The organism is Embleya sp. NPDC056575, assembly GCF_042793325.1.
Taxonomy (GTDB): Bacteria; Actinomycetota; Actinomycetes; order Streptomycetales; family Streptomycetaceae; genus Embleya.
The window spans coordinates 16854-41099 of record NZ_JBHTVA010000076.1 but is presented as its reverse complement, the minus strand read 5'-3'; the positions used below and the strand labels follow the sequence as shown (position 1 = coordinate 41099).

Here is a 24246-nt window from a genome sequence, read left to right as displayed (position 1 = left end):
AATCAGGCCCACTTGCCGTGGACGACCTTGTCGCCGTTGGCCATGTACGTGAGCATCACGACGTCGCCGACGGTCGGTGTGAACGGGTCGAGGAATCTCACCCGCGGGTAGTTGCCGGTGGGGACCGACACCGCGAGGGTGCCGTCGCCGTTGTCGGCGGTGATCGTCGCCCACTCGGAGCGGTCACCGACAGGGCCGTCCTGGACAGCGCGGGCGATCGCGCGCGACAGCCTCATGTCGCCTCCTTCGAGTACGTCGTGATCGTGTAGTCGCCGGCCGCCGTCAGCGACATGCTGATCGACTGGACGATGTGGAGTTCGGCGTACCCGTCGGCGTACACCACCCGGATGCAATCCCCCGGCTCCAGCGCCGGGTTGGGTACCGACTTGAGCTCCGGTGACAAGGTCACGCGCAGGCTGTCCCGCAGCAGGGACTCGGCGATCACCAGGCACTGGCCGGACGTCGTCCACAAGGCATCCGACTTGACGCCGAGGACATGCCCGAACGGCCCACCCCACCTGGTGGGACTTGTTGGGTCCGAGTCGACCGCGATCGCGGTGATCGGCGGCACACCGTCCGCGGCGTTGCCCCCGGACACACGCCAACCGTTGCGGACGCGGGCCCGGGACATACCCGTCGTGGCCGACACCATCGACCCGCGCTCGCCCGCGGCGACGTCCCACACGGAGGTCGCCGTGTCCAGGTTCGGCAGATCCTTGATCTTGAACTGGCCTGCGCCGTCGGCATAGACCTCGGCGCCCATCATCGCCGCCAGGCTCTCGATCGCGTCCCAGCGGTTGTCGTCGAGCTGCCACGACCTGGTGCCCGGCGTCGGGTTGTTCGTCGCGGTGTTCGTGACGACCGCCCCCGGGATGGCGTCGGTGATCAGCGTCGTGATGATCGCCGCGCACGGCCCGAGGCCGGTCGTGCTGAACGGCGTCAGGAACGGTTCGTCGGCGACCACCGCCTCGAGACCCTTGGCGGTCAGGGTGATCGGCCCCAGGTCGCGGTCGCCCTGCAGGTCGTCGATGCGGCATACCCCACACGGCACGACCTCCTGCGTGCCGTCCGTGAATTGCACGCCGCGGAACGCCTGGATCGTGTTACCGAACACGGCCAGGGGGTCGTTCTCCGCCTTCGGCATCAGGGCGATATCGGAGACCGTCACCGACATCGACCACCTGACCTTGTTGCCGCGGTCGGCGGTGACCGTCCCGGCGGTGATCGGCAGGTTGCCGCGCAGCAGGGTGGTGCCGAGGAACGCGTCGACGCGTTTGGCCAGGGTGTACGGGCCGTTGAGGGCTGCGACGAAGTTGCTGCTGACGGTTCGCATCAGGTGCCCTCCACTCCGGTGAGCACGCCGAGCCAGGTCTCGTAGGCGTCGAACACGGCCTGCCAGGTGGCGTAGTTGTTGTAGATGTTCTGCCAGGTGCGGCCCGCCGTGCCCTGGATGCCGCCGATGGGGCGGTCCAGTTCGGTGATCGGGAGCGTCCACACCCGCCACGGGTCGGAGCCGTCCGCGTCGACCGGGGCATCCTCGGAGTCGCCGACGCTCACGTACACGGACCCCAAGTTGAGCCCCTGCAACAGGAGAGTCGAGCCGGTGTCGAGGAGCCAGTCGAGCGCGGCTTCCTCGTCGGCGGACCGGGTGTACACCTGCACCGAACCCTCGCGCGAGGTGCGGGTATCCGAGATGATCACCGGCATCCGCGCGCCGCGGACCGGATAGACGCCGCGGTCGACCTTGCGGGACCAGGCGCCCGTCGACCGCGCCATCAGGCAGACGTTGCGGGCCGGCTGGCCGGGATCCTTGAGCCACAGCATGTACGGCTGACTCGGCGGCGGGATCGTCACGGACGTGGTCGAGGTCGAGCTGCCGGGCCACGAGTACTCGTAGTGGACCCCCACGTTCAGCGGGACCTCGTAGTCCTCGAAGATCATCGTCGTGCCAGTGGTGGCGAGGCCGGCGGCATCCCCGCCCATCGCCCGCACCGGGTGACGCGTGCCGTCGGGGTCGACCCGGCTGAGGGTGATCGTCGTCGGATGCGGGATGCTGCCGATCTGGATCGTCACCGACGCCGTCGACGGCACGACCGTCAGGATGTACGGCGGGGCGGTCTGCACCAAGCTGACCTGATCGATAAAGAAGATCTGCCCGGGGGTGGCGGCCTGCGGCAGCAGCACCATCCGGGCGAAGGCGGCGCCGGTCGGGGCCTGCCGGCCGATGAAGTTCGACCGCCACACACCCGCCGTGCCAGCGGCGTCCGTGTCTGGGAACGCGCGCCCCAGATACGTCGTGCCGTCGGCCGCGTACCAGTCGATGTCCGTCCATGCCTGGTGAGCGGCCACACCGTAATGCCACTGCCGGGCCACGTAATACAGCCCGGCAGTCACCGGGACGAGGGCGGCAGCCTGCACGCGAGCCTGGCCCGCGGCCGTGACCGTGACCTTGAGCGAACGACCGCCGTCGAACACCGGGTCCGCCGGCACCGACTGGGCCACCGTGCAGTTCGACGACGCCGTCCAGTTCGAGGCATCGACCTCGAAGGACTGCGCGGCGAAGGACAGCAGGTTCCCGGCGACCAGGCCGGCGGACGTCGGCCGGATTACCATCTGGTCGAAGTACCAGTTCTCGGAAGCCCCGGTCGCCGTCGGCCGCAGCCGCATCTCGACGTGTGTGGCTGTCGCCGGCGCGGTCGCGATCGTCGTCCACCGCTCCCACGACGCCGGATCCTGCGTCGTCACCGTGCGGGTCGTCGTCGACAGCAGCGTTCCGCCGGTGATCGCCGTGTACCAGCGCGCCTCGAACACCAGCGTCCGTCCGGCGGCCGGGCACACCACCCGCGTGGCGATCTCGTACTCCACGCCCGCAGTGACCGGCCACCGGGCGGCGGTCGTCGCCGTGGTCGAACCCGACGCCGTCGACGTCAGGCCCAGGCAGTACGAGCCCTCGGCGGCACCGGCCGCCCGCGCGACGGTGCAGTTCGTCGTGGCCGACCAGCCGGACGCGTCCATCTCGACGGACTCGACCACGTAGGGCAGGACGTTGCCGGTCAGCCCCGCGGGCAGGCCCAGGCCCATCGAGTCGAACACGACCTGCTGGCCGCTGCCGGTGATGCCCGCCGTGACCATGACCGTGAGGGCCGCCTGCGTGGCGGTGGCCGGCGCCGCGCCGATCACCACCACGGTGTTCGACCACGACGTGTTCGCACCCAGCGCCCAAGTGGACGTCGTCGTGGTCGACGAGACGAGCGCGTTCGCCGCCGTGTACCAGTCGATCCTCACGGACAAAACACGGCCAGCCGTGGACGTGGTGTTCGCGCCGAAGCAGAACCCCATGTAGGTCACACCGGTCGTGACCGGCACCTTGCCCGTGCTGGCGGACATGGCGCCCGCGGCGGACGACGTCAGCCGCAGCGATGCCGTACCGGTCAGGGCCTGGGTGGTGACCCGGGCAACGGTCGTGTTGCTGCCCGCCGTCCACGACCCGATCGACCCCTCCAGGCCCGCGTCATCCGCAGGCAGGAGATTGCTGATGATGCCCACGCGTCACCATCCCCTCGGCCCGAGATCCAGGTGACGGGCCGCCCGGTCCTGCCCGGCGTCGACCCGGCCGTCGACATAGGCCCGCACGGTGACGCCGTCCTCGATGACGAGGTTGAGCGAGTCGCCCGACCGGAGCCCACCGCCGGTCATGCCGGCCTCGGCGGCGCGCTGCATCGTTGCCCACTGACCCGATGTCAGCACCGGCTCGGGGGCACCCGTGCGGTTCATCGCCAGGGTGTCGCCGGGCTGGAGCCAGCCGCCCGAGTCGTAGCCCCGCGGCGGCAGGTTCGGGTTGGCCTGCTGGACGCCGCTGATGTTCCCGTACTGAGCCTTGATGTAGTTGATGCTCGCGGCGATGTTCGCCACCGGGTCGAGGATGTCGTTCGCCAGCGATGCCACGCGGTAGGCGGCGAACGTCGGCGGGATGACCTGAGCGAGGCCCTGGCTGGGGATCCCAGCGCGGGCGTTGCTGTCGGTCGTGTTGATTGCCCGCGGGTTGCCGCCGGACTCGCGGCCGATGAGCGTGGCCATGCCCGACCGCCACTGGTCGAGCGTCCCCGGCGGAGGCGTTCCCGTCGCGGACAGGGCGGCGTCGATCCACGCCAGGAGCTGGCCGGTCGGGACCGGGCCACCCGCGCTCTGGAGCGAGGGCATGAAGCCGTAGTTCGCCGTGAACAGGGGGTCGTTCCACCCGCGCGCCCGACTGCCGACCACGATGCCGTCGCCGCCGCGCGACTCGACGTTGACGCCAGCCAGGGTTCCGGCCATGTGGCCGACACCGGCGTTCGTGACGCCCACCCGGAACGGGGCATCCAGGTTCTGCTTCCAGCCCTCCGGCGCCCGGGAGCCCTGGAAGTCGAACGTCGTGAACAGCCGGCTGGGCGCCTTGTTGAGGATGACCTGCTCAATCGCGGCCATGAACCCGGAGCAGTCCCACGACGGATTGCCGCCGCCACCCCACTGGTACGGCTTGCCGTCCTGTGTCTTCGCCCAGTCGAGTGCCTTCGCGACCTGGGCGCCGCCCGTCGCTGCGGCGTCCTCGCCCTTCAGCTTGTCGATCAGGGCGTCGATCCCGGCGAGCGGCAACTTCTTGATCGCGTCGACCCAGTCGGAGCCACCCGGCATCGAGTTGATGAGCGCGCGGATCGGCGACATTCCGATCTCGGCGGCCTTCGCGAGCCCGCCCCGGATGACTTCGCCGATCTTGTCGATGACGCTGCCGACACCCGGGATTGACTTGATGCCGCCCGTGACCTTGTCGACGACCGACCCGACGATGCCGCCGAACCCGAACGCCGGCAGGCTGCCGGTCCGGGCGCGGTAGTTGATCTCGTCCACGCCGTCGCGACCCAGCCACCGGGCCGCCTCCGGCCGCAACCACGCCTCACCCGGCGACACCGCCGCGAGCATCGTGTCCCGGCCCGGCGCATACCCGGGCAGCACACCGTAGGCGCCCGCCGGCACCACACCGCCGAGCGCGAAACCGAGCTGAACAGCGTCGAGTTGCGGCAGGCCCACCTTGCCGGCCACGAAGTTCCAGACCGACCTGATACCGCTGTTGTAGACCTTGTCCACGACGAACCGCACCGGAGCGGCGGCGACCTCCTGGAGGCCGACCCAGATCCGGCCCACCGCGTCCACGGTCGACTGGAACCCCGTCTCGATCCCGTGCAGCGTGTCGGCAACCTTGTTGCCGATCCAGCTGAAAACGGGCCAAATCTTCTCGTCCCACAGCGCTCGCACGCCCGACCCGAACGAGGCGAGCCCGCCCAGGATCGAGCTGATCGCGGGCTGGATCTTGTCCGTCCACAGGCTCGACGCAGCCGCGCCGATCCACTGAAACACCTGCGAGATCGTCCACCACAGGTCGCTCGCCGTCGTGCCCAGGGTCGCGAACCAGTTGACGATCTCCGCAACCGCCGAGATGGCCACACCGACAGCCCACGCCAGGCCCTCGACCAGCCACCCGGCCAGGGTCACCAGCGGCGGCAGGACCGTCGCCAGCACCGTGACCGCGAGGGTGACCGCCAGGCTGATGATCGTCGCCAGCGGCGGGATCAGCGGCAGCAGAGCGACGACCAGGGTCACCGCCGCGTCAATCAGCTGCACCAGCGACGGCATCAACTGAGCAAGGACCTCACCGCCGAGCTGCACCAGCATCCCGGCGAGTTGGCCCACCACCGGCAGAATCGGAATCGCCGCCGTGACCAACTGGACGAACGCCTCCGCCAGGGTCGGCAGGATCTTCGCCAGCCCGGACGCAACCACGCGCGCGACCTCGGTCAGCGTCGGCGTCAAATCCTTGATGATCGGCACCAGGTCGCCAGCGAGCTGCCCGACGATGTCAACCACCGGCGGCAGCAGCGCGATCAGCGCCTGCGCGAGGATGCCCACGGTCTGCGCAACCGTCGGCAGGATCGGCAACAGAGCACCGAGCACCGACGTGACGAGCTGCACCCCCACAGGGATCAGCGGCACGATCGCCTTGACGATCCCAACCAGGGCCTCGGCAATCGCTGTGAACAGCGGGGCAATCGCCGGGAGGATCGGCAAGAGCGCCTGGAGCAGGCCTACTTCGAGCTGCACCAACTGAGGGATCAGCGGCAGCAGTGCGGTCAGCACCGACACGAAGGCGTCGGCGAGCATGCTGACGACCGGCACCACGGTCGGGAGCAGGTCGACCAGGGCGCCGACCACCGAGGTGGCCAGCGTTACCAGCACCGGGATCAGCGGCGTCAGTGCCGCCATGACCTGCTGAAGCGCGCCGATGAAGTGGATCGCGAGCACCGTCACGATCTGGCCCAGCCCCGCAATCAACGGCTGGAGTGACGGCGCCAGGGCCGCAAAGATCTGCCCGAACGCACTACCCAGGAGCTGGATGACCGGGACGACCGCCGTGAGCGCGGTCGTAAGCGGGCCAGCGAACGCCTGGACCAACTGCACGATCACCGTCTGGAGCGGGATGATCAGCGCGCTCGCTGCCTGGACGATCGCCGTAATGATCTGGCCGATCGGGGCAAGCAGAGGCGTCAGGGCCACGAACACCTGGGTGATCGCTGTGCCGAAGCTCAGGAGCACCGGCAGCGCCGCCTGAAGGATCGGCATCAGCGCCTGCCCCAGAGCGGTCGCCACCTGCGCCAGGACCGGGCCCAGGGTCGCGGCGATCTGGCCGATCACCGGGGCGATCGCCGCGAGCAGTGGCAGTACGGCCTGGATGACCGAGCCGATGACCTGAACCGTCGCCGTGGCGACTTGGCCCATCGCCTGGAAGATCTTGGTGAGCGCGGCCTGGACCTGCGGCAGTGCGGTAATCCGCGCAAGCTCCGCGATCCCCTTGCCGATTGCTCCGAGCAGGGAGTTGCCCGTGGCCTGGGCGGCGGAGAAGACGTTGAGGACGACTTTGCCGAGGTCGCCGATGACACCGATGAACTGGCCGATGACCTGGATGCCGGACTCGATGCCGCGCTGCATCGCACCGCTGGCGAACGCCCGGTCCATCGTCTGGGACAACCGGGTCGACGCCTCGCCCGCCTGGGCTGTCAGTCGGCTGAACGCCGGACCGGCCGCCACCGTGAGCTGGGCGAACCCTCGCGTGGCCTCTGCCGGCCACCTCGCGAAGTCGGCCAGCGACTTGTTGGCGTTGTCGAAGATTTGGGTGAGCAGCCCGACCCTGGAGATCTCGGCGACGGCCGACATCCAGTTGCGGGCCATCAGGTTCAGCTCGCCCGCAGCCCCGGCGAGACCGGCCCGGATGTCCGGGATGATCTGGCCCGACATCTCCTTGAACGAAGCGCCGAGCCCGGCGAACAGCGGCTCCTGGGTGGCCTTGCGCACCTCGCCCCAGGCGGGGGCCATCTCCTTGACAGCGAGAACGAACTCCCGCGCCGACGGGGTGAGCTTGGCCATGGCCGTCTCGACCGCGCTCGTCTGCGCGGCAGCCGCAGCCTGGGCGTCGGCGAGCGCGCGAGCAGCGTCCGCGACCGCCTGCTGGGCGTCGCGGATCTGCTTGCTGCCGTCGACCTGAGCATCGGTCAGGCCCTGCTGTGCTGCGGCGACCCGGCGGTCGGCGGCGGACAACCGCTCCTTCGCGGCAAGGACCGTGTCCGAACCCTCGACGCCAGCCCGGTTGGCCTTCTCCGCGTCGACCTGGAGCCGCTGATAGGCGGTCGACTGCTCCGACGCCGACTGCACCGCCCGGTCGGCGGCGAGCTGGGCCCGCTCAATCGCCAACCTGTCGCCGCTCGCCCGCGCGGTCTCCAACTCCCGACGGGTCTCCTCGACCCGCAGCGCCGCCTCGCGCTGGTCCAAGGCGCCGTCCGCAAGGCGGTCGTTCATGTCCTGCAACTGACGGGTCGCATCCCGCCGGGCGGTCGTCAGGTCCTGCTGTGCGGTCAGCTCGTCGCGCTGCGCGTCCCGCAGGGACTGCTCGGCGTCGCGCACCCGGCGGGCAGCGGAAGCCCGCGCGTCGGCCACGCCCTCCTGGGCCTTGGCCAGGGAACGCTGCGCGGACTCCACCGCGCGGGTCGCCGCCGCGGCCTTACCGGCGTCGGCCGCGGCAGAGTCGAATGCCTTGAACGCGGCGCCGACGCCTTTCAGGCCGACGCCGATCGCCGCCCCGGCGGTGCCGATGGTGGCCAGTGCCGGGGCGGCGACGGCGGACGCCGCGACCAGCGCGGTCCCGAGCTGCTGGGCGCCCGCCGCCGCCGTGGCCAAGCCGGCACCAGCGAGCGACGTCTTGACGATGGCGCCCAGCCCGGCCATCCCTTTGCCGAACGCCTTGCTGAAGGCACTCGACGCGTTGGCCCCGGACCGCCCGACCTGGTTGTTGAGGTTGCGGTCCCAGTCGCCCGTGAACTCCGGGCGGATCTCGATGTATCCGCGACCCACAAGCACGCCGGCACCCGGCATCAGGACACCCCCTGACGCCTAGAGATTGGTGATGGTCAATCACTTGACTGGTCAATGCTTTGACTACTACATTGGTGGTCAAGCGGTTGACCACTACTTAGGGGTTGTCATGCAGCACCGATTCGAGATCCGCGTCCCCGCCGTCGCCAACGCAACCGAGAACGGGTGGGCCACTCCGGCGGACTCCGGAAGCGTCGAATGGGCCGGCACCATCCACGACTTCGGACGGATCCTCCTGAGCGAGTGGCTCGAAGGCGCCCACGGCGACTACGCCGGGCTCCCCGCCATCGTCGAGGTCATCCGCGAGGACGGCGTCAGCATCACCATCGACGACCCCACGCCCGCCCCGAACGAGGTGGTCGCGGCCTTGGAGGTTGCCATCGAGGCGAGCGCGGCAGCGGACATTGCCGCAGACCGCGCCCGCGACGAACTCTCCGAGGCCATGCGAGACGCTCACAAGTTCGGCGGCATCAGCGCCAACAACATTGCCCACAGGGTGCGCGGCAACATGTCCCGCCCGCCGGCCCTGAAGATCCTGAAGTCGGTCAAGCCTCGGGCGGCCTAGCCGCCAGCAGGACCGCCGAACACGGCAGCCAACTCCTTGGCCCCGGAACCGTGTCGACCACCGAACCGGATCACGCCGCTCCGCCCCGTATCGGCCTCGGCCTCGGGTCCGATCGGCTTCGGCGGCCGGATCCGCTTGACCTTTTTCGGATCGCCGTTGAGCAGGATCGTGGCGTAGGTGTTCTCACGCACGGCGTTGACCAGCCAAGCCGCCATACGCCGGTCCATCGGGTCGGCCCAGAACTCGTCCTTCGGATCCCGCGGCTGCATGGCGCGTGACGTGGCGGACTCGACCGGCAGGTACCGGATCAGCACCCGCAGCCGGCGCCACGACATCTCGCCGCGGTACAGGTCCAGCAGGTCCACCTGGTAGTAGCGCAGGAGGTCGGCCTCGATGGCCTCGCCGTGCTCCCTCAGGAGGTGGGCGAGGCCTGCGATTCCCCCGGCTCCAGGCCGGACCGGGCCTGCCACTCCTCGTGGATCAGTTCGAGGTCATCGAACGTGTAACCGGCCTTGAACATTTCCTTGATCTTCTCCGCGCCGAGCACGTCCTTCAGGACCGCGTAGCCGTCCTGCATATTGCCGACACGCTCCTGCATCTCGATCGGCAGAAGCTTCATCGGCGGCAGCGTGAACTGCACGCCGGACAGCTCGAAGTCCGACGGCTCGGGCATCGCATCGCGGCGTTGCTTCGCGAGCGCATCGAGCGAAGTGACCTTTCGGGGGGCGTCTTTGGCAGCCATGCTGATCTCCTTACGGGTATGCGGGTTGTGGTCCGCCCGGCGCGGACCCGCGGCCGGGCCGGGCGGACGATCAGGGGTTACGCCCAGGACGGGTCGTTGCTCAGCCAGGTGGCGATCTCCGGCGCCGAGGTGGCGTAGGCCGATGCCGTCATCTGGAGGCCGACGGCGCCGCCGCGGGAGGTGGTGATCGAGCCGCGGTCGGTGATCTCGCAGCGCGCGACGACCAGGCGGTTCGTCACCGCGCCGTCGGTCCACTCCAGGCCGAGCGCGCGCTCGTCCGGGTCCGGCGCCGACGGGATCGCCAGCGTCGACACACCACCCGACGTCGAGATCGACGCCGAGGGGAAGTACAAGGTCACGACGTCCTTCTTCAACTCAAGCGCGGTGAACTGAAGCGTCAGGTCGATGCCGGTCAGGATCTTGCGGACCGGGGACAGCGACTGCCACGCCTTGATGTCATCGGTGCTCGTCGAGTACTGCATTTCGCAGCCGTCGTCCGACAGGTAGCCGAGGTCGACCCAGCCCGCCGCCCACGAGGAGACGAGATCGACGGGCGCGGTCGTGCCCTTGGGAGCAATCAGGATCTTGCCGTCGAGACCAACCCTGACGTTGTCGCCGTTGTTCGCCATTGCGCTGCCTCCTGGGCATGCCGAATGCCCGCTCGACAACCGCCGGCGGGAGAGGAATTGGGGGGTTAGGCGGGGCGGACCCGCAGCGTGCAAGTGAGGACGTACCGCGGCAGCTCGGTCACCGGATCCGGCACCCACACGAGGGCGTCATCGGTGACCAAGTAGATGCGCGCGCCCGGCGTCGGATTCGATGGCGCCGTCAGCAGCAGCGCGCGAACGGACTGCACCAGATCTTGGGCGCCGGCTTTGCTGGCGGCCAGGACGTCGAGGTCAATGGCTACGTCCTCGAGGACGTACCGCAGTTCGGTGGCGCCGCCAACGCGCGAGACGGCCACGACCGGCAGGTGCTCGGCCAGATCCTCCGGCCACTCGGACGCCACCGTCACGCCGGGCAGTCGTGGCGTCAGGAACGCGACGACCAGGGCCTCAACGTCGGGGAACGGGACGATGGGCAGCGGGTCGGTCACTCGGTGGTCTCCGCCTTGCGGCCCCGCTTCGGCGCGGTCACCACTGGCTCAGGAGCGCCTGTCTCGTTGACCGCCTCGACCACCCCTGGTGGCAGGACGCCACCTTCGTCGTACGCTGGCAGCACCTCAGCAACTCGACCGTCCCGCTGCAATGCGCGCAACTGGTCGCTGTCCACTTCGATTTCGTCACCGGGTGCGTGGCCGTCGTGCCAATGTGCCAGTCGGATCCGGGTCATCTCGTCCTCACTCTCATGGACATCAGCGATTTGTAGAGGACGCGGGTCTTGAGGTTGTAGCCGCCCTGGGGCGTGCGGGTCCGCCGCGACGTCGTGATGTAGGTGACGATCCGGCGAGGCCCGCCACCACCGCCCCCGCCTCCACCGCCGCCCGGGCCGCCGGGTCCACCACCGGAGCCGCCGCGCCCTCCGCGGCTCTTGGTCAGGCTGATGCCCTTGGTGAGGTTCACCCGCGACCTCTTCGACAAATCCACGCGGTGGCGCTTGCGCATGTCCAGCCGAGGGCGCTTGCTGAGGTCGATCGTCTCGGTGACAACCCGGCGCCTGGTTCTCTTGATCTTGCCCGTGCCGTACTCGACCTGGAGCGTCCACGGCGCATCCGACCCGTACTGGGCCCGCCAGCCGGTGGCCCCCATGACCGTGTGGCTGAACGACATCGCCGCATACTCGCCCGCTCTCACGTGAGCCGGTGAGAACGTCGGCCCCGTGTAGGTCGGCGCGGTCGCGAGCAGCCGCGTGTGGCCCGTGTCCGCCTTGTCCTTGAGGGCGTCGCGAACGTCGTCCGACCGCGCAAGCTCCAGGAACAGGGCCGGATTTCTGATGAACTGCTGAGGCATCAGTCCACCTCCATCAACTCGGCCTCGACGTGATGCACCCCACCGCCCGGCCGGGGCCATCGGCCCACCTTGCCGTCGACCTCCAGCGTCATCCCGTCGAACTCGACCCGGTCCGTCTCCCGCAGGTCCAGGTCCATCCCGCGCTGCGTGTACAGCCGCCACCCGGTTGCGGTCGTTTGCCGATCGGCGATGTACTCCGTCGACTGCGCCGGCGCCCCGGCCGGCTGCACGTTGACGCCGTCCACGGGCGTGCGGGTCGCCGCGTCCCAGTCACGCTGCTCGGACCCGTACCGGTCCGCCACCAGCGGCGCCCGCACGATCACGATCGACTGCACGTACATGAGGCTCATCGCATCCTCACCGAGTACGCCGACCGGCGATAGCCCTCCAGGATCTCCCGGTGCGACGAGGTCAGCGACCCCGTGCCGAACGTCTCCACCGTGTACACCACCGACTCGCCGCCGACCGTCTCCGACCGCAGCCGGTTCGGGTTGGCGAGAGTTGCCGCAGCCAGGTCGAGCGCGACCCCCGCGATGTCGTCGGGTACCTCGGCGTACCCGTGCGAGTACGTGACCCGCACCCGCGGAGCCCATACGCAACCTCGCCATGAGCCCAGGTACTCGGGGTGTCCGCGGGTGAGTTCGTTGCCGAGCCGCGAATAGCCCAGCTCCTCAACCAGGGTCTGTGACGGCGAGCCCCACTCGGCCAACTCGACCACGGTCAGCGGATGGTCGGTGCCCACCACGAGTGGACGCTGCGGCAGAGACAGGACCCGCTCGCCGCCGCGCAACGTGGCCACGTCGCCGACGACCAGGGTGATGTCCTGGCGGGTCCAGCGGCGGATCGCCGCCGATGCCGTGCGCAGGGCCAGTTCGGCGGCGGCAAGGTCGATGTCCTGCTGCATGTACGTCGCCAGGTCCACGCCGGACGCGAGAAGGGGCAGGCTCATGCGGGACCGCCTCTCAGTCGAGCGAGACGGTAACCGCGCCCGCAGCGAGGCTGAACGTGTCGCCGGCCTGCAAGGTCTTCGAGGACGACAGCGGCAGGTACCACAGCCGCTTCGGCGTTCCGCTGCTGTCCCAGATCTCGACGCCCACCACCGTGCATGCAGGCATCGACGTGAACGACAGGGCGCCGGAGTTGCTGGTGGCGCCCGCCGAGGCCGCGCTGAACGTGATCGTCTGCGACGCGTAGGAGCCGCCGGTCACTTCGGTGCCCGCCGTGCTGTCGCTGCCTGCCGCTGTCATCAACCGGCACTTGAGCGGCCCGGTGACTGTCAGCGTCGCCACACCATGCAGGTGGTCGAGCAGCCCCGCCTCGATTGTGTCGGGCAGATTCCCGGCCATGCCGCCTCCTCAGGGGCGATGGATGATGCCCCGTCGGGGCCTGCGGATCAGCGGGTGGATGGCAGCCTGGCCGGTCGAGAGACCGCCGCCGAGCGCGATGCGCCCGTCGCCGTCAACCAGGCCGGAACCTGACGCGGTGCCGGAGGCGGCGGCAACTGCGGTGCGAATCCCGGCCGCAGATGCCGATGTCGCCGCCGAGCCGCTCGCGCCAGCGACCGCGATACGGCCAGCGTCCGCGTTCGCCGCCGACTCCGCAGAGCCTGATGCGACGGCAATCGCCAGGCGACCGCCGTCGGCCGAAGCGGTCGCGGTCGCACCGCCGGACGCGACCGCAACCGCCGCGCGTCCGCCCGTCGCCGAGCCGGAGGTCGATGCCGAACCGGAGGTTGAACCGACCACGCCCCGAACACCGGACGCGGAACCGGCCGCAGCCGCCGAACCCGACGCCGTAACGCCGGCCGGATCCTCGTCGCTGACGATTGGAGCGATCCAGTAACAGCCGCCCTGATACGTCTGGGTGGGCTCGGCAATCGACGGCCCCTCCAGGAACCGACCCTGCCCGGCGGGCACCGCGCTGTCGGGCGGCGCGTGCAGGATCCCCTCGGTGTGGCCCGACCCGCCGGGCTGACCCGCCAGCCAGTAGCCGCCGGTACCCGGGTAGCGGACCGAGTGATGGGCGACCGCGATGTGCGAGACACCGACCGCCAGGGGGATCGCGGTGATCGGGACCGTGAGCCAACCCGTTCCGCTGTCGGGTACGGAGACGACGCTCCCCGAGAGGGGCACTGCAGTGCCGACCGCGAACGCCGCGGCGGTGACGCCCGTGTCACCGGGCGTCGCCCGCCACACGCGATATCCGACGAGCCACCCGGTGGCGGTGATGTCGAACTGGGTGCCGAGGCTGATGGGGTCGGTGGCCGAGTCCGTCGCCGGACCGTTCGTGGCGGGCCACAGCGTGTACGTCGTCACCGCTCACCCCCGACCGGTCGGCGAGCGGAGGTCAGCCGTGCGATGCCTTGCGTGCGGCGGCCGCCGCATCCGGATCGGTCTCCGGAGTCGGCTCGCCCGCCAGGACGCCCGCCACGGTGTATGCCGAGTTCGGCGTCGGGTCGGTCTCGACCCCGAGGAACCCGCGCTCCGTGGCTTCGTCGGTCGCCTCCTGGAGGGGTGCCACCGCCGGGTCCGGCGGCAGCGTCTTGGTCTCCGGCTCCGGTTCGGGCTTGCGTGTCGCCATGGTGCGCCTCCTCAGCGGCGGGCCACGGTCACGCGGACCAGGCCCCCGGGGTCGGTAATGCCGGTACCCACGTGGACCGACCGCCACTGCAGCGTGTCACCCGCGGCCAGGTCCAGGTTCGCGGCGGTGCCCGAGAGCGTGATCGTGCGCTCGTTGTACGCCGTGGCGTTCACGCCGGATGTGAGCGCCAGGGACGCCACGCTCGTGGAACCCGAGCCGGCGGCGCCCTTGTTGACCAGGGACAGCGTCCGGCTGTTCGTGTCGGCGCCGGTGATCGCCGACTCCGGCACGTACTCGACGGTGGTGACCGTGCAGTTGAACGGCGCCTGGAACAGCACCGTGTCGTCGTCGTTCCCGGCCGTGCTGACTGCGGGGACGTCGGCCTCGATGACCCGCACGAAGGGAGCGGTGTCAGGCATGGGGTCGCCTCTCTACTCGATGGGTCAGGCGCCGACGGTCTTCAGGACGCCCACCGGGTAGCGGGACGCCTCGGTCGGCTGCTCGTTGTTCAGCGTGTTCGCCACCTGCCACCCGACCCGGAACGTGAGGCGAACGGCCGTCATGTCCTGCTGGGCCAGGTTGTAGACAATCGCCCCCGTGTTGTCCTGGATGACCGCCTGGTCGAGCACCTTCAGCGTGATGTCCTGGCGGACACCCACGACGAACTGCGACCAGTCGCCGCCGAAGAGGCGGACCCCGTCCACGCCCACGCCGCCCGCAGCCGGGAACAGGCCCCGCATCGGGTAGGAGATCGGGTAGCCGTCGAGCATGTCGAGTGCGCCCGACACGCGAGCCTCGTCGAGCTTGCGGCCCTGGGTGTCGCGGGCCCGGCGGAGCTTGGACTTCGCTCCGGTCGACGCCACCCAGCCGTTGACCTCGAAACCGTCCGCCTCGACCTTCTCGTACACGTTGTCGATGTCGCCGTAGAACCCGCCCTGCGCGGCGGTGGACCCTTCGTTGACGCTGTTCCCTGCGGCGGTCGCCGCCGACAGGATGTTGGTCGGGAAGCTTCCCGGCGCGTTCGTCCCGAAGAACACGGCGGTGTCCAGGACTCGGCCGAATGCCTCGGTCAGCAGCGGCATCGCCTCGTCCCACACGTTCGCGTCCACGTCTGCGAGGACGTTGTCCGGGATCGGCATGATCGTGGCGATCTCTTCGATGTTGAGGTACTTGTTGGTCCAGTTGACCTCGGTCGTCTGCTTCAGACCGGTGTCACCCGTCACCCAGTACGCCAGCGGCAGCGCCGACAGGACCGGGAACCGGACCTGGGCACGGCCGACCGGCACCCGCTTGAACATGCTCAGGACGGCCGACTGTTCGGTCGCCTTGCCGAGCATCTCCTTCGAGACCTCTTCGGGAATGAGCGCCGCCGCATCCGTGCGGCTGGTGACGTTGTCGTAGGCCACGGCTGGGCCTGCCTTTCGTAGGCCGGCCGGATCAGCCCGGGCCGGAGATGGTTACTGGTGGCCCGCCGCGCGGCGGATCAAGGTGTTCATGTCGGCGGGTGCCGCTGCGGTTGTGCGCACGCCGCCGTCGAAGCTCGGCGCCATCGCCTGCTGCTGCTTGCCGAGGTCGGCCAGGAGCGCGTCGGCATCTGCCGCCAGCTCCTCCCGGGTCGAGCCCTGAAGGCGCGCCGCGAGCGTCGGAGGGAGCCGCTTCTCGGCGGCCACCTCGTACTTCATGAGCCGGCTCTGCGCGGTCGCGGCCGTGGCCTCGGCGGTAGCCGCTCGCTCGGCGAGCCTCTCCGCTTCGGTCTTGTCGCGATCGCGGAACTGCTGCAGCTCGGCGGTCGCCGCGTCGAGCTGCTTCTGGCGCTCGGTCGCGGTCCGCTCGGCTTCGCGCCGCGCTTCCCGCTCCTCCGTGAGCGCCCGCTTGCCCGCATCCCCCAACCCGTCCGGGAAGGTCTCGCGGGCCGGTTGCGTGGTCCCCGTCGCGGGGTCCTGCGCGGTCGTGCCGTCGGTGCTGGTCGTGCCCTGGTCGTCAGCCATCGCGGCCGACTCCTCTCATCAAACGCCCCACCCTCGCGGCGGGGAAACTCACGTGGACGGCGGCCGGCCGCGCGTACTGCCCGGGACGTAGCGGTAGTTCTCGTCCAAGAACCCGGCCTGCCGGGCCGGGCCGACGGCCAGGTAGCCGTGGTTGTAGAGCAGCCGCTGGGCGTGCTCCCGGTCCCCGTCCGCCAGCCGGTAGATCTCCTCCGGCATCAGCCGCGGCGTCATCGTCCGCATCACCCGCTGACCCGGGACCATGACGTCGTTGACCTCGTTGATCAGTCCGACCTGCCGCATCCGGTGGTAGGCGTGACCGCGCCGTGTCGTGCCCTCCGTGGTCGTCTGCACCCGGTGGCCGTAGGCGGTCGCGGTGTTCATGCCGCGGCGGGCGTTGACCACTTGGCCCATGTCGCTGCCCTCGGTGATCGCCTGAGCGCCGCGCGACCCGAACGTCCGGACGCGCTCCCTCTCGCTCATCGCCTCCCACAGGGCGTCCGGGTTCGTGGCCAGGTCGTACTCGTCATCGGTCAACGCCTTGAGCGGGCGTTTCCCGCAGTCGCAGTTCGGGTGGCGTGCGAACTTGGCTTCGAGGATCTTGTAGATCCGGCCCGCCAGGAGGATGCACCGCGAGCACGCAGGCGGCTCCACCACCCGCACATAGGCGACCACCCGGTTGTCGGCGACCATCGCGACCTCGTCGGCCTCCCGGGCGATGTCCGCGATCTGCGTCGACACGATCCGCGTCATCTGTGACAGACCCGCCAGCATCGCGTCCTCGTCGGACTCGCCCGCCGCCCGCCGGTCCGCGACCGTGATCGCCGGGATGTACAGCAGCGACTCCAGCGGCCGGCCGTCGGACGCCGTCCCGGCGAACGTCGCCGGAACCAGCGGCAGCGGCGGCGCCGGAGGCGGACCACCCGCGAGAGCGGCTGCCGCGGCGGCACCCGTCGCCCCCGTGGCACCGGTCGCACCGGCCGTCGCGCCCATGCACGCCTCGACGAACTGCTGCGCACCCTGGGCCACGGTGAGCTGTCCGGCCAAGACCGCGTTGAGGATCGCCCGGCCGGCGTCCCCGCTCATCTCCAGCACAATCCGGGCCGACTGCATCTGGGACCAGATCTCCTGGACCCGCTGCATCACCGCCTGCTGGATCGCCGCCGACTGCGCGGCCCGGGCGGCGGTGATCTCCTCAGGCGTTGGCGGGGCCACCGAGACCACCCGGGTCCTGCGTCGCCGTCGTGAGCGGCGGTTTCGGACCGAGCAGCGACGCCAGGTCCCCGCCCATCACCCTCGCCGCGGCGTCCGCCTGGAGGATGCGCCACCTGGCGATCTCCGTCTGCGACGCACCCCATCGCTCCCATAGCGCCTCGCGCGGTACGCCGAGCGACGACATCTTGACCAGGGCGTCGACCAGTTCACCCTCGGTCCGGAACTCGGGGTTGTGCCAGATGATCTCGGCGCGGTCGGTCGGGCGCGGGTCGCCGGCCGCACGCAGAGCCAGGCGGACGATCTCCTCGACGCCTTCGCCGATCGGCCGCTGCCGCTGCCTGACCTTGCTGACCAGCCCGGATTCCGCCGCTTTCAAGGCGTCGCCGGACACGTTGGCCATCGTGCCGAGCAGGTACTGGCTCGGGGTGCGGGTGCGGGCGGCCATGTGCTGGATGTCCGCCTCGACCGCCGCCAGGTACGGAGCGAGGTCCGTTTGGCTGAACTCGCCGAGCTTGACGCTCTCGTCCTCGATGATCCACAGCCTGTCCACAGCCGCCTTGAACGGCTCGATCGCCTGGCCGTTGTCGTCGACCGGCACCTCGTACCCAGTCATCCACCGCTGCCTGTAGGCGCTGAACTCCTGGGCCATGAGCCTGTCGATCAGCGTCTTGTTGATCCGGTCCTGCACGTCCGTCACGTCGTGCAGCTCCGAGTAGGCGCCGCCGAGCAGTGTCGGCCGGTTGCGTAGCTCGACCAGGGACACCACGCCAAGCGGGTTCGGCGCCGGCCATGCCTCGCCCGGGACCTCGCGGCGTACCCAGCGCGGCCGACCGCCGAGCCCCTTGCGGGGCTCCGGAGCCTCGAATTTGCACAGGCCGGTCGGCAGGTACAGCGTCGCCATGAGCTTCGCCGTCCAGTCGTCCATCCATGTCTTCAGCCCGGCGACCCGTTCGCGCCGGTTGCCCGGCCGGTAGGCGACGATCGCCTGCGTCATGTCCTCGGGCGTCACCAGCGGCATCGCCTGGTCGGCCGGGTTCGGGGCGACGAGCGCGAACGACCGGCCGACCTTGACCGCCTCCGTGATCAGCAGATCGGAGTCCGCGTCCAGGTTGTTGCCCTGCCAGATCCGCCACGCGGCCGGGTCGCCGGTCTCGGCATCACCGAGACGGACACCGTCGATCTGCATGCGCTCGGCCGTGGCGTCAACCACCAAGCCCGCGACGTTCAGCCTGGCCTGGCGAAGGAGCCGACGGAACGCATCCCGCGCCTTCTCCGCGATCAGCGGCAGCGGCGGGTCGCCGTCGTAGTAGCAGCGCATCTTCTCGGCGTACTCACGGCGCTCAAGCAGTTCGTCGTACAGCCGATCAAGCCACCACTCCGGCGACTCCACGGGATGCTCCTTCGCCACGGGCACCCCCTGACTTGGTCAGAAGCCCACCGCACGGCGGGACTTCGGCTTCGGCCGGCGGAGGTAGCCCGACAAGGCCATCACCGTCGCGGGGATGCCGTCGATCCGGCTGCTGCTCTTGGCCCGGTTCGGCTTGGTTGGGCGGACGTTGTCGTTGCCGTCGGCGATCACCTCGACGCAAGAGGCGTGCCAGCGGAGGACCGGGTGACCGCCGTGGCGGACGCCATCCGAGCGGAGGAGTCGCTCCAACTCCTTGCAGCCGGAACCCAGGCCGAGGAAGGTCTGGGCGGTCGGGTCCAGGACCACGCCGCGGCGCGTCTCCCGGTCGACGTTCTGAACCAGCTGACCGGCGAACATGCGGTCGTAGGCCACGCGTTGCACGTCGAAGTGCTTGCAGTCGGCAAGGACTTGACGCTCGATCGCGTCATAGTCGATGGCGTCGCCCTCGGTCAGGGTCAGCCAACCCTCGCGAATCCACCTGGCGAGCGGCACACGCACCAGCCGCTCGACCTCGGCAAGCCGTTCCTCCGGCAGCCAGAACCGGGAGACCAACTCGACCTCCACGCCCGGCTCCGGTGACTCCACCGCCAGCACCCACGCGGACAGGTCGGAGACCGCCGACAGATCCAGACCGCCCCAGGCGCGCTTGCCGCGGAGCTTGGCCTCGTCAACCATGCCAGCGCGCGAGTCCCACAGCGGCATGTCCAGCCACCTGGTCGACGCCCGCTCCCGCAGGTTGAGCGACAGCCGCTTGAACGTCGGCAGAGCCGAGGGCGTGCTCTCGGCCTTCGCCGCCTCGCGCCGCATGTAGGCCAGGGTCGGGCTGGTCCCGAGGCCCGGGTTGGCCTTGCGCCAGGTCGCCTCGGCGAACGGGTCGTCCCCGGCCTCCGCCGCCCACACAACGCCGTAGTGCGCCCGGTCCTCGACCACCCGCTCGGCGACCTTGCGGGTGTAGCCGTGCAGCTCGTCGTAGATCGAGCCCTCACCGCCGTCGTCGGCGGTCGTGATGTACAGCACCAGGGGCTGGTCTCGGGCGCCCGTGCCGGTCGTGATCGCGTCGATCAGGTCACGGCTCTTGTGGACGTGGACCTCGTCGATCACCGCGCCGGACACATTCAGACCGTGGGCGGTCTCGGCAATCCGGCTGAGCGCCCTGAATACCCCGCCGGTCCGCGGGACCCTGATGACGCCGGTCAGCACCTCGGCCCGCCCCTGAACGGCCTTCGACGTCTGCGCCATTCGCCGCGCGTCGTCGAACACGCGCTGTGCCTGGACCAGGCTGCCCGCGGCGGCGTACACCTCGGCCCCGGTCTCCCGGTCGGCCAGCAACAGCGTCAGGCCGACGCCCGAACTCAGCGTGCTCTTGCCGTTCTTGCGTGGCACCTCGACCCAGCAGGCCCGGACGACCCGCACTGCGCGGCCGAGTTCCGGGTCGTGCACCAGCCAGCCGAACACCGGGGCAATCACCCAGGCGAGCTGCCACGGTGCCAACTTCAGCGGCGAGTTGCCCCACCGGCCCTTGGTGTGCTTGAACGACTCGATCGCCCGGATCGCCCTCGCCGCGGCGGCAACGTCGAACCGGGCGCCCGGCTCCTCGTGCGCCTGGCACGCCACCACCAGCGGCCGTGAAGCGACCGCTTCGGCGATGTCCTCGTCCGACATGCCCAGGGCCGCCAGCGCCGCCCGCGGCACCACCAGGCCGTCGGCGACGTCCTGCTCGGTGAGCCGGTCAGTCGAACACGTCGTCGTCATCGGGCCCGCCCTCCGGCGGCGTCAACCGGCCGCGGGCCGACGGCGACAACCCCAACTCGCCGATGTACCTGGCCAACTGCTGCCGGTACTGGCCGGCGATCGTGGTCGAGCCGTTCTTCATCCAGCCGCGCTCGCCCTGGATGACCATGCCGCGGGTCGACAGGTCCCGCTCGCACTGGTCGATGCGGGCCACGCAAATGCAGTAGTCCTGCACCGTCTGCGTGTCCACCGCCGCCAGGCCGGCGGACAGCGTGAGGACCGGCACGACGCGCCGCCATTCCCGGCGGGCGATTTCTCGGCACCTGGTATTCGCCGCGCGCTGGTCCGGGTCCTCGACCGTGGGAAAGGTGTCGAGCCAATTCGGTTCGACCAGGGGCGAGGGCGGCAGGCGGACGCCTTCGCGGATGACTCCCTTTCCCGGGTTGCCTTCGCGGACCACCTGGAGGGGTGGGCGGCGGCGGTGGGGGTCGGCCATAGGCCCTACACCCCCTTGAGTTAAATGTCCGAATTAGGTTGATCCGCGCAAAGGGGCCCAGCCCCGGGGCTGGCTCTTTCCCTCCCCGGCGGTCGACCTCCGTGCGCGCCCGCGGGTGCGCCCCCGCCCGGGTGCGCGTGCGTGCGCGTGTGTGGATCTTGAAGAAAAACCGAGACGAAAAATCGCGAAGGAAAAAGTCGAAGCGATAAAAAATGACCGGAAGAAAAAAGAGAGACGAAAAAAAGCGAGTCGAAGAAAAAATAATCCGTGACAAAAAATGTCGACGGATAAAAAGTGGCGAGGTTAAAACGGCGGTCGATCCGCAGGCCGTTCGGCGTGCCAGCCGCCTGGCTGGTGGCGGGCAGTCTCGGTGCCGTGGCACCTGGTGCAGAGGGGCCGGAGTCGGTGGTCGGCGTCGGGGTCGCGGACGCCTGCGGCGACCAGGTCGCGGCGGCTGGTCGGCCAGTGGTCGGCGACGGTAGCGCCGCTGCCGCAGAGGCAGCACCAGGGTCGGGCGGTGAGGTAGTCGGCTCGCCGCTTGGCCCAGGTGCCGTCGTAGCCGCGGGCCGCCGCCGAGCCTCGCTGTCGGTCGGCTTGGTTGGCGTGGTCGGGGCAGGGCTTGGTGTTGGCGCATCCTGGTCGGCTGCATGGTGGTCGGAGTCGCCGGGGCATCCGATCCTCCATCCGGTTGGTTCATGCCGTCCCGGTTGTGCGTGGGTTGTGTCGGCCTGGTTGCGGGTTGATCACGTGCCCGCGGCGTCCGCCGACCGGCCGGCACGCTGGCCTCCCGCCGCCAGGGTGGCCGCGGAGCTGGGGGTGTGTGATGGCCGGGTGTCGGGACTGCAAGAGCTGTACGGCGACTGTGGGCGCCAAGCTGACGATGAAGGCGTTGTCGCTCGGTACGTTCTTCTGGTTGATCCGGCCCTTGGTGATGCGGACGTGTCCGCAGTGCAAGCACAAGTTGGGCCGTCACCAGCGCCGTGCGGACGGGTCGTTCAGGGACTGACCCGCCGCTCCGCCGCCAGGGCCTGCTCGGCGAGCTGCCGCCGCCGGGCGGGTATGCCGGTGTCGCAGCACGCCTCTCGACCCCAGCCCTGGGTGTGGGGTTCGGTATCGGTGCCGTGGTAGCGGCACTGGTCGGGGAGGCTGGAGAGCGCAGCCCGGACGACCCGGATGGTGTGGTCGTCCATCACAGGCGCACGGCCTGGATGGTGACCTCGGCGTGGGCAACGTCGATGCGGAGCGTGTCGCCGTAGTCGGCGCTGTCGAAGCCGCTGAACAGCTGGGTCTCGCCCGCCGCCAGGGTCTCGATACGACCCGCCGTGGACTGCCCGTCCACCAACCGGGTGGGCAGGAAGGTGATGGTCCGGCTGGTGACGCCGGTGTTCTTCGCGAGGATCGCGGTGCGGCTGTCGTAGGCGACCTGGTGGCCGTTGGTGGCGTCGCCGGTGGTGGCGGCGATCATCGTGGTGCCTGCTCGGCTGCCCTGGGTGGGGGTGATGGTGCCGCGCGCCATGGCGTCTCCCTGGTTGGTTGTAGTGGTGCCGCGGGCCGGATTCGAACCGGCGTCCTCCGACTGATGGTTGCGCCGGCGAGCTGACCTGGCTGCTCTACCGCGGGTTGCTGGTGGGGCCGGAGCGGTGCTCGACGGCCCCACCTGCGTCCCGACGCCGCCCGAGCGTCGGGGTATGACCGAGGCCCCGAACTGGGGGTGCCGGGGCCTCGGGGTTGTCAGGGATCGCCGCGGTTCCGGAGTCGCACCGGTGCCGGCCGGCGGCGGGCGACAGCTCTCGCCTGCCCGCGGCGTCCCCGTCTTTGGGGTGTGTCAGGTGGTCCAGGTGCCGGTGTCGGCGGCGAGGCCGAGGCCCGGCGAGTACTGCACCTTGGTGATCTTGGCCGTTGTGGGCACGGCGTAGACGACCCACCCGGTGCGGCTGTCGCCCGCGGCGATGCTGACGCTGAGCGGCATGGCCGGGCCCGCCGTGATGTCCCGGGTGAGGACCGGGTATTGCTGGCCTTGGTCGTCGATGACGGTGGAGCCCATGGCGGGTGAGCTGCTGATGGCCTGGGTGCCGGATGCCTGGATGCGCCATTGGACGGCGTAGAGCCGGCTGCCTGCCGGGGCGGCACCGGAGGGTTCTGTGCCGGTGGCGACGTCGAGGGCCTGGGCGGCGGTCATGGTGATGCCGCTGCCGCCGTCGCGGAGGAGGGTGACAGGTTGGCCGATGGGAACGGGCGCGGGCGGGCCTGCCGGTGTCGCCGTTGCGCCTCCCACGGTGGCCTGGGGCGCGCTCGCCGCCGGGGCGGCGGTGCCGGGTGGCTGGGCGGCGGGCTTGCTGCTGCTGTCGCTGTCGGAGCATCCGGCGAGTGCGAGCAGGGCGGCTGTCGCCAGGGCTGCGGTGGTGTGGTGTCTCATGGTCCCCCCATGGGTCGAGTGCGGGGGACGCTACGCCGGACGGTCGCCTTGGGTGGCTGAGTTCACAGATCCGTGACGGGGCGTTCGATCACGCCGTCCGGTTGGTCAGCCGTCGCCCTCGCGTTCCTGCATGCACCGGCGGATGTCGTCGGCCGCGCTCGTGTGCATGCCCAGCGCCTCCCAGGCGTTCAGGTCGTGGGTGCGGTAGTTGATCAGGCAGACGTCGCCGTGCTCGTCCAGGGCTTTGATCGAGACGGCGTATCCGAGGGCGATGTGTCCTTCGGGCAGGACGTTGGCGATGCTGTCGTCGCTCATGCCGCCGCCTTCCGCTCGGCCCGCTTCATCCGCTGCCAGCCTGCGATCGCCGGGTTGCTGCTCTCGACCGACCGGAGCCTGGTGGCCAGTTCGGCGGCCTCGAGGTCGGCGGTGAGGTAGATGGGTCGGCGGGTGCCTTCGCCTGCGATGGGCCGGACGTAGACGCGCTTGCCTGCCTGGTTGATGTAGCCGTTGTCGCGCCAGTGGTTGACGACGGTGCGGCAGCGGCCGGCTTGGCGGGCGAACTCGGCGGCGGTGGTGATGTCGCCGGGGCGGAGGTCGTGGGGGTCGATGTCGTCGCGGTGCACGGTCACCCCCTGGACGCAGCGAACCCCCTCGCTGGGAGGGGGTTCGGTGTCTGTGGGCACACGTGTGGTGCTGCATGCATGT

At 70.1% G+C, this 24246-nt stretch carries 28 protein-coding genes; 1 reads left to right on the top strand and 27 read right to left on the bottom strand.

The window, feature by feature from the left end; genetic code table 11:
• Nucleotides 1-2: 2 nt before the first annotated feature.
• Genes ACFRCG_RS39970 through ACFRCG_RS39955 form a run of 4 tightly spaced genes read right to left on the bottom strand, consistent with a single transcriptional unit; the run spans nt 3 to nt 8454 of the window.
• The gene (locus ACFRCG_RS39970) at nt 3-236 is read right to left on the bottom strand and encodes a hypothetical protein (RefSeq protein ID WP_380040818.1); all 234 of its coding nucleotides are present in this window, start codon (nt 234-236) and stop codon (nt 3-5) included.
• Nucleotides 233-1333 (bottom strand): DUF5047 domain-containing protein, encoded by a 1101-nt coding sequence (locus ACFRCG_RS39965; RefSeq protein ID WP_380040816.1) that lies wholly within the window; start codon nt 1331-1333, stop codon nt 233-235. Before ACFRCG_RS39965 ends, ACFRCG_RS39970 begins: the two co-directional genes overlap by 4 nt.
• Nucleotides 1333-3546: a hypothetical protein gene (locus tag ACFRCG_RS39960; RefSeq protein ID WP_380040814.1), complete on the bottom strand. Its 2214-nt coding sequence runs from the start codon at nt 3544-3546 to the stop codon at nt 1333-1335. Before ACFRCG_RS39960 ends, ACFRCG_RS39965 begins: the two co-directional genes overlap by 1 nt.
• A 3-nt stretch (nt 3547-3549) precedes the next feature.
• On the bottom strand, nt 3550-8454 hold the full coding sequence (locus tag ACFRCG_RS39955) for a transglycosylase SLT domain-containing protein (protein ID WP_380040812.1): 4905 nt from the start codon (nt 8452-8454) through the stop codon (nt 3550-3552).
• 31 nt (nt 8455-8485) lie between these two features.
• Here ACFRCG_RS39955 and ACFRCG_RS39950 point away from each other — a divergent pair, with 31 nt between their 5' ends.
• A complete protein-coding gene (locus tag ACFRCG_RS39950) occupies nt 8486-9019 on the top strand; it encodes a hypothetical protein (RefSeq protein ID WP_380040810.1) in 534 nt (177 codons plus the stop codon).
• Here ACFRCG_RS39950 and ACFRCG_RS39945 read toward each other — a convergent pair.
• The 23 genes from ACFRCG_RS39945 to ACFRCG_RS39835 all read right to left on the bottom strand — a co-directional run bounded on the left by ACFRCG_RS39945 (nt 9016) and on the right by ACFRCG_RS39835 (nt 24224).
• Nucleotides 9016-9489 carry a hypothetical protein gene (locus tag ACFRCG_RS39945; RefSeq protein ID WP_380040808.1) on the bottom strand — a complete coding sequence of 158 codons (474 nt, stop codon included), beginning with the start codon at nt 9487-9489 and terminating at the stop codon, nt 9016-9018. The genes ACFRCG_RS39950 and ACFRCG_RS39945 overlap by 4 nt on opposite strands.
• Nucleotides 9432-9761, bottom strand: a complete 330-nt coding sequence (locus tag ACFRCG_RS39940) for a hypothetical protein (protein ID WP_380040806.1) — start codon at nt 9759-9761, stop codon at nt 9432-9434. Before ACFRCG_RS39940 ends, ACFRCG_RS39945 begins: the two co-directional genes overlap by 58 nt.
• Before the next feature lie 77 nt (nt 9762-9838).
• The gene (locus ACFRCG_RS39935; protein ID WP_380040804.1) at nt 9839-10390 is read right to left on the bottom strand and encodes a hypothetical protein; all 552 of its coding nucleotides are present in this window, start codon (nt 10388-10390) and stop codon (nt 9839-9841) included.
• A 65-nt stretch (nt 10391-10455) separates the two neighbouring features.
• The gene (locus ACFRCG_RS39930) at nt 10456-10857 is read right to left on the bottom strand and encodes a hypothetical protein (RefSeq protein ID WP_380040802.1); all 402 of its coding nucleotides are present in this window, start codon (nt 10855-10857) and stop codon (nt 10456-10458) included.
• Nucleotides 10854-11093 (bottom strand): hypothetical protein, encoded by a 240-nt coding sequence (locus ACFRCG_RS39925; protein ID WP_380040800.1) that lies wholly within the window; start codon nt 11091-11093, stop codon nt 10854-10856. The genes ACFRCG_RS39930 and ACFRCG_RS39925 overlap by 4 nt, the downstream gene beginning before the upstream one ends.
• Nucleotides 11090-11710: a hypothetical protein gene (locus ACFRCG_RS39920; protein WP_380040798.1), complete on the bottom strand. Its 621-nt coding sequence runs from the start codon at nt 11708-11710 to the stop codon at nt 11090-11092. Before ACFRCG_RS39920 ends, ACFRCG_RS39925 begins: the two co-directional genes overlap by 4 nt.
• Entirely contained in the window at nt 11710-12060 is a 351-nt protein-coding gene (locus tag ACFRCG_RS39915; protein WP_380040796.1) for a hypothetical protein, read from the bottom strand. Before ACFRCG_RS39915 ends, ACFRCG_RS39920 begins: the two co-directional genes overlap by 1 nt.
• The gene (locus ACFRCG_RS39910) at nt 12057-12659 is read right to left on the bottom strand and encodes a hypothetical protein (RefSeq protein WP_380040794.1); all 603 of its coding nucleotides are present in this window, start codon (nt 12657-12659) and stop codon (nt 12057-12059) included. Before ACFRCG_RS39910 ends, ACFRCG_RS39915 begins: the two co-directional genes overlap by 4 nt.
• Before the next feature lie 13 nt (nt 12660-12672).
• Nucleotides 12673-13056 (bottom strand): hypothetical protein, encoded by a 384-nt coding sequence (locus ACFRCG_RS39905; protein WP_380040792.1) that lies wholly within the window; start codon nt 13054-13056, stop codon nt 12673-12675.
• A gap of 9 nt (nt 13057-13065) precedes the next feature.
• Nucleotides 13066-14025 (bottom strand): DUF4082 domain-containing protein, encoded by a 960-nt coding sequence (locus ACFRCG_RS39900; protein ID WP_380040790.1) that lies wholly within the window; start codon nt 14023-14025, stop codon nt 13066-13068.
• A 31-nt stretch (nt 14026-14056) separates the two neighbouring features.
• Nucleotides 14057-14290 carry a hypothetical protein gene (locus ACFRCG_RS39895; RefSeq protein WP_380040788.1) on the bottom strand — a complete coding sequence of 78 codons (234 nt, stop codon included), beginning with the start codon at nt 14288-14290 and terminating at the stop codon, nt 14057-14059.
• An 11-nt stretch (nt 14291-14301) separates the two neighbouring features.
• A complete protein-coding gene (locus ACFRCG_RS39890; RefSeq protein ID WP_380040786.1) occupies nt 14302-14709 on the bottom strand; it encodes a hypothetical protein in 408 nt (135 codons plus the stop codon).
• 24 nt (nt 14710-14733) lie between these two features.
• Nucleotides 14734-15696, bottom strand: a complete 963-nt coding sequence (locus tag ACFRCG_RS39885) for a phage major capsid protein (RefSeq protein WP_380040784.1) — start codon at nt 15694-15696, stop codon at nt 14734-14736.
• A gap of 51 nt (nt 15697-15747) precedes the next feature.
• Nucleotides 15748-16278 carry a hypothetical protein gene (locus ACFRCG_RS39880; RefSeq protein WP_380040782.1) on the bottom strand — a complete coding sequence of 177 codons (531 nt, stop codon included), beginning with the start codon at nt 16276-16278 and terminating at the stop codon, nt 15748-15750.
• A 48-nt stretch (nt 16279-16326) separates the two neighbouring features.
• Nucleotides 16327-17490: a hypothetical protein gene (locus tag ACFRCG_RS39875; protein WP_380040780.1), complete on the bottom strand. Its 1164-nt coding sequence runs from the start codon at nt 17488-17490 to the stop codon at nt 16327-16329.
• Nucleotides 17471-18880: a phage portal protein gene (locus tag ACFRCG_RS39870; protein WP_380040778.1), complete on the bottom strand. Its 1410-nt coding sequence runs from the start codon at nt 18878-18880 to the stop codon at nt 17471-17473. The genes ACFRCG_RS39875 and ACFRCG_RS39870 overlap by 20 nt, the downstream gene beginning before the upstream one ends.
• Before the next feature lie 36 nt (nt 18881-18916).
• A complete protein-coding gene (locus tag ACFRCG_RS39865; RefSeq protein ID WP_380040776.1) occupies nt 18917-20650 on the bottom strand; it encodes a terminase large subunit in 1734 nt (577 codons plus the stop codon).
• Entirely contained in the window at nt 20628-21125 is a 498-nt protein-coding gene (locus ACFRCG_RS39860) for a phage terminase small subunit P27 family (protein WP_380040774.1), read from the bottom strand. Before ACFRCG_RS39860 ends, ACFRCG_RS39865 begins: the two co-directional genes overlap by 23 nt.
• 995 nt (nt 21126-22120) lie before the next feature.
• Complete coding sequence (locus ACFRCG_RS39855; protein WP_380040772.1) at nt 22121-22315, bottom strand: hypothetical protein; 195 nt, start codon at nt 22313-22315, stop codon at nt 22121-22123.
• On the bottom strand, nt 22315-22641 hold the full coding sequence (locus ACFRCG_RS39850; RefSeq protein ID WP_380040770.1) for a hypothetical protein: 327 nt from the start codon (nt 22639-22641) through the stop codon (nt 22315-22317). The genes ACFRCG_RS39855 and ACFRCG_RS39850 overlap by 1 nt, the downstream gene beginning before the upstream one ends.
• A gap of 309 nt (nt 22642-22950) precedes the next feature.
• Complete coding sequence (locus ACFRCG_RS39845; protein ID WP_380040768.1) at nt 22951-23541, bottom strand: hypothetical protein; 591 nt, start codon at nt 23539-23541, stop codon at nt 22951-22953.
• Nucleotides 23542-23646: 105 nt separating this feature from the next.
• Nucleotides 23647-23856 carry a hypothetical protein gene (locus ACFRCG_RS39840; protein ID WP_380040766.1) on the bottom strand — a complete coding sequence of 70 codons (210 nt, stop codon included), beginning with the start codon at nt 23854-23856 and terminating at the stop codon, nt 23647-23649.
• A complete protein-coding gene (locus ACFRCG_RS39835; protein ID WP_380040765.1) occupies nt 23853-24224 on the bottom strand; it encodes a hypothetical protein in 372 nt (123 codons plus the stop codon). Before ACFRCG_RS39835 ends, ACFRCG_RS39840 begins: the two co-directional genes overlap by 4 nt.
• Nucleotides 24225-24246: the final 22 nt, after the last annotated feature.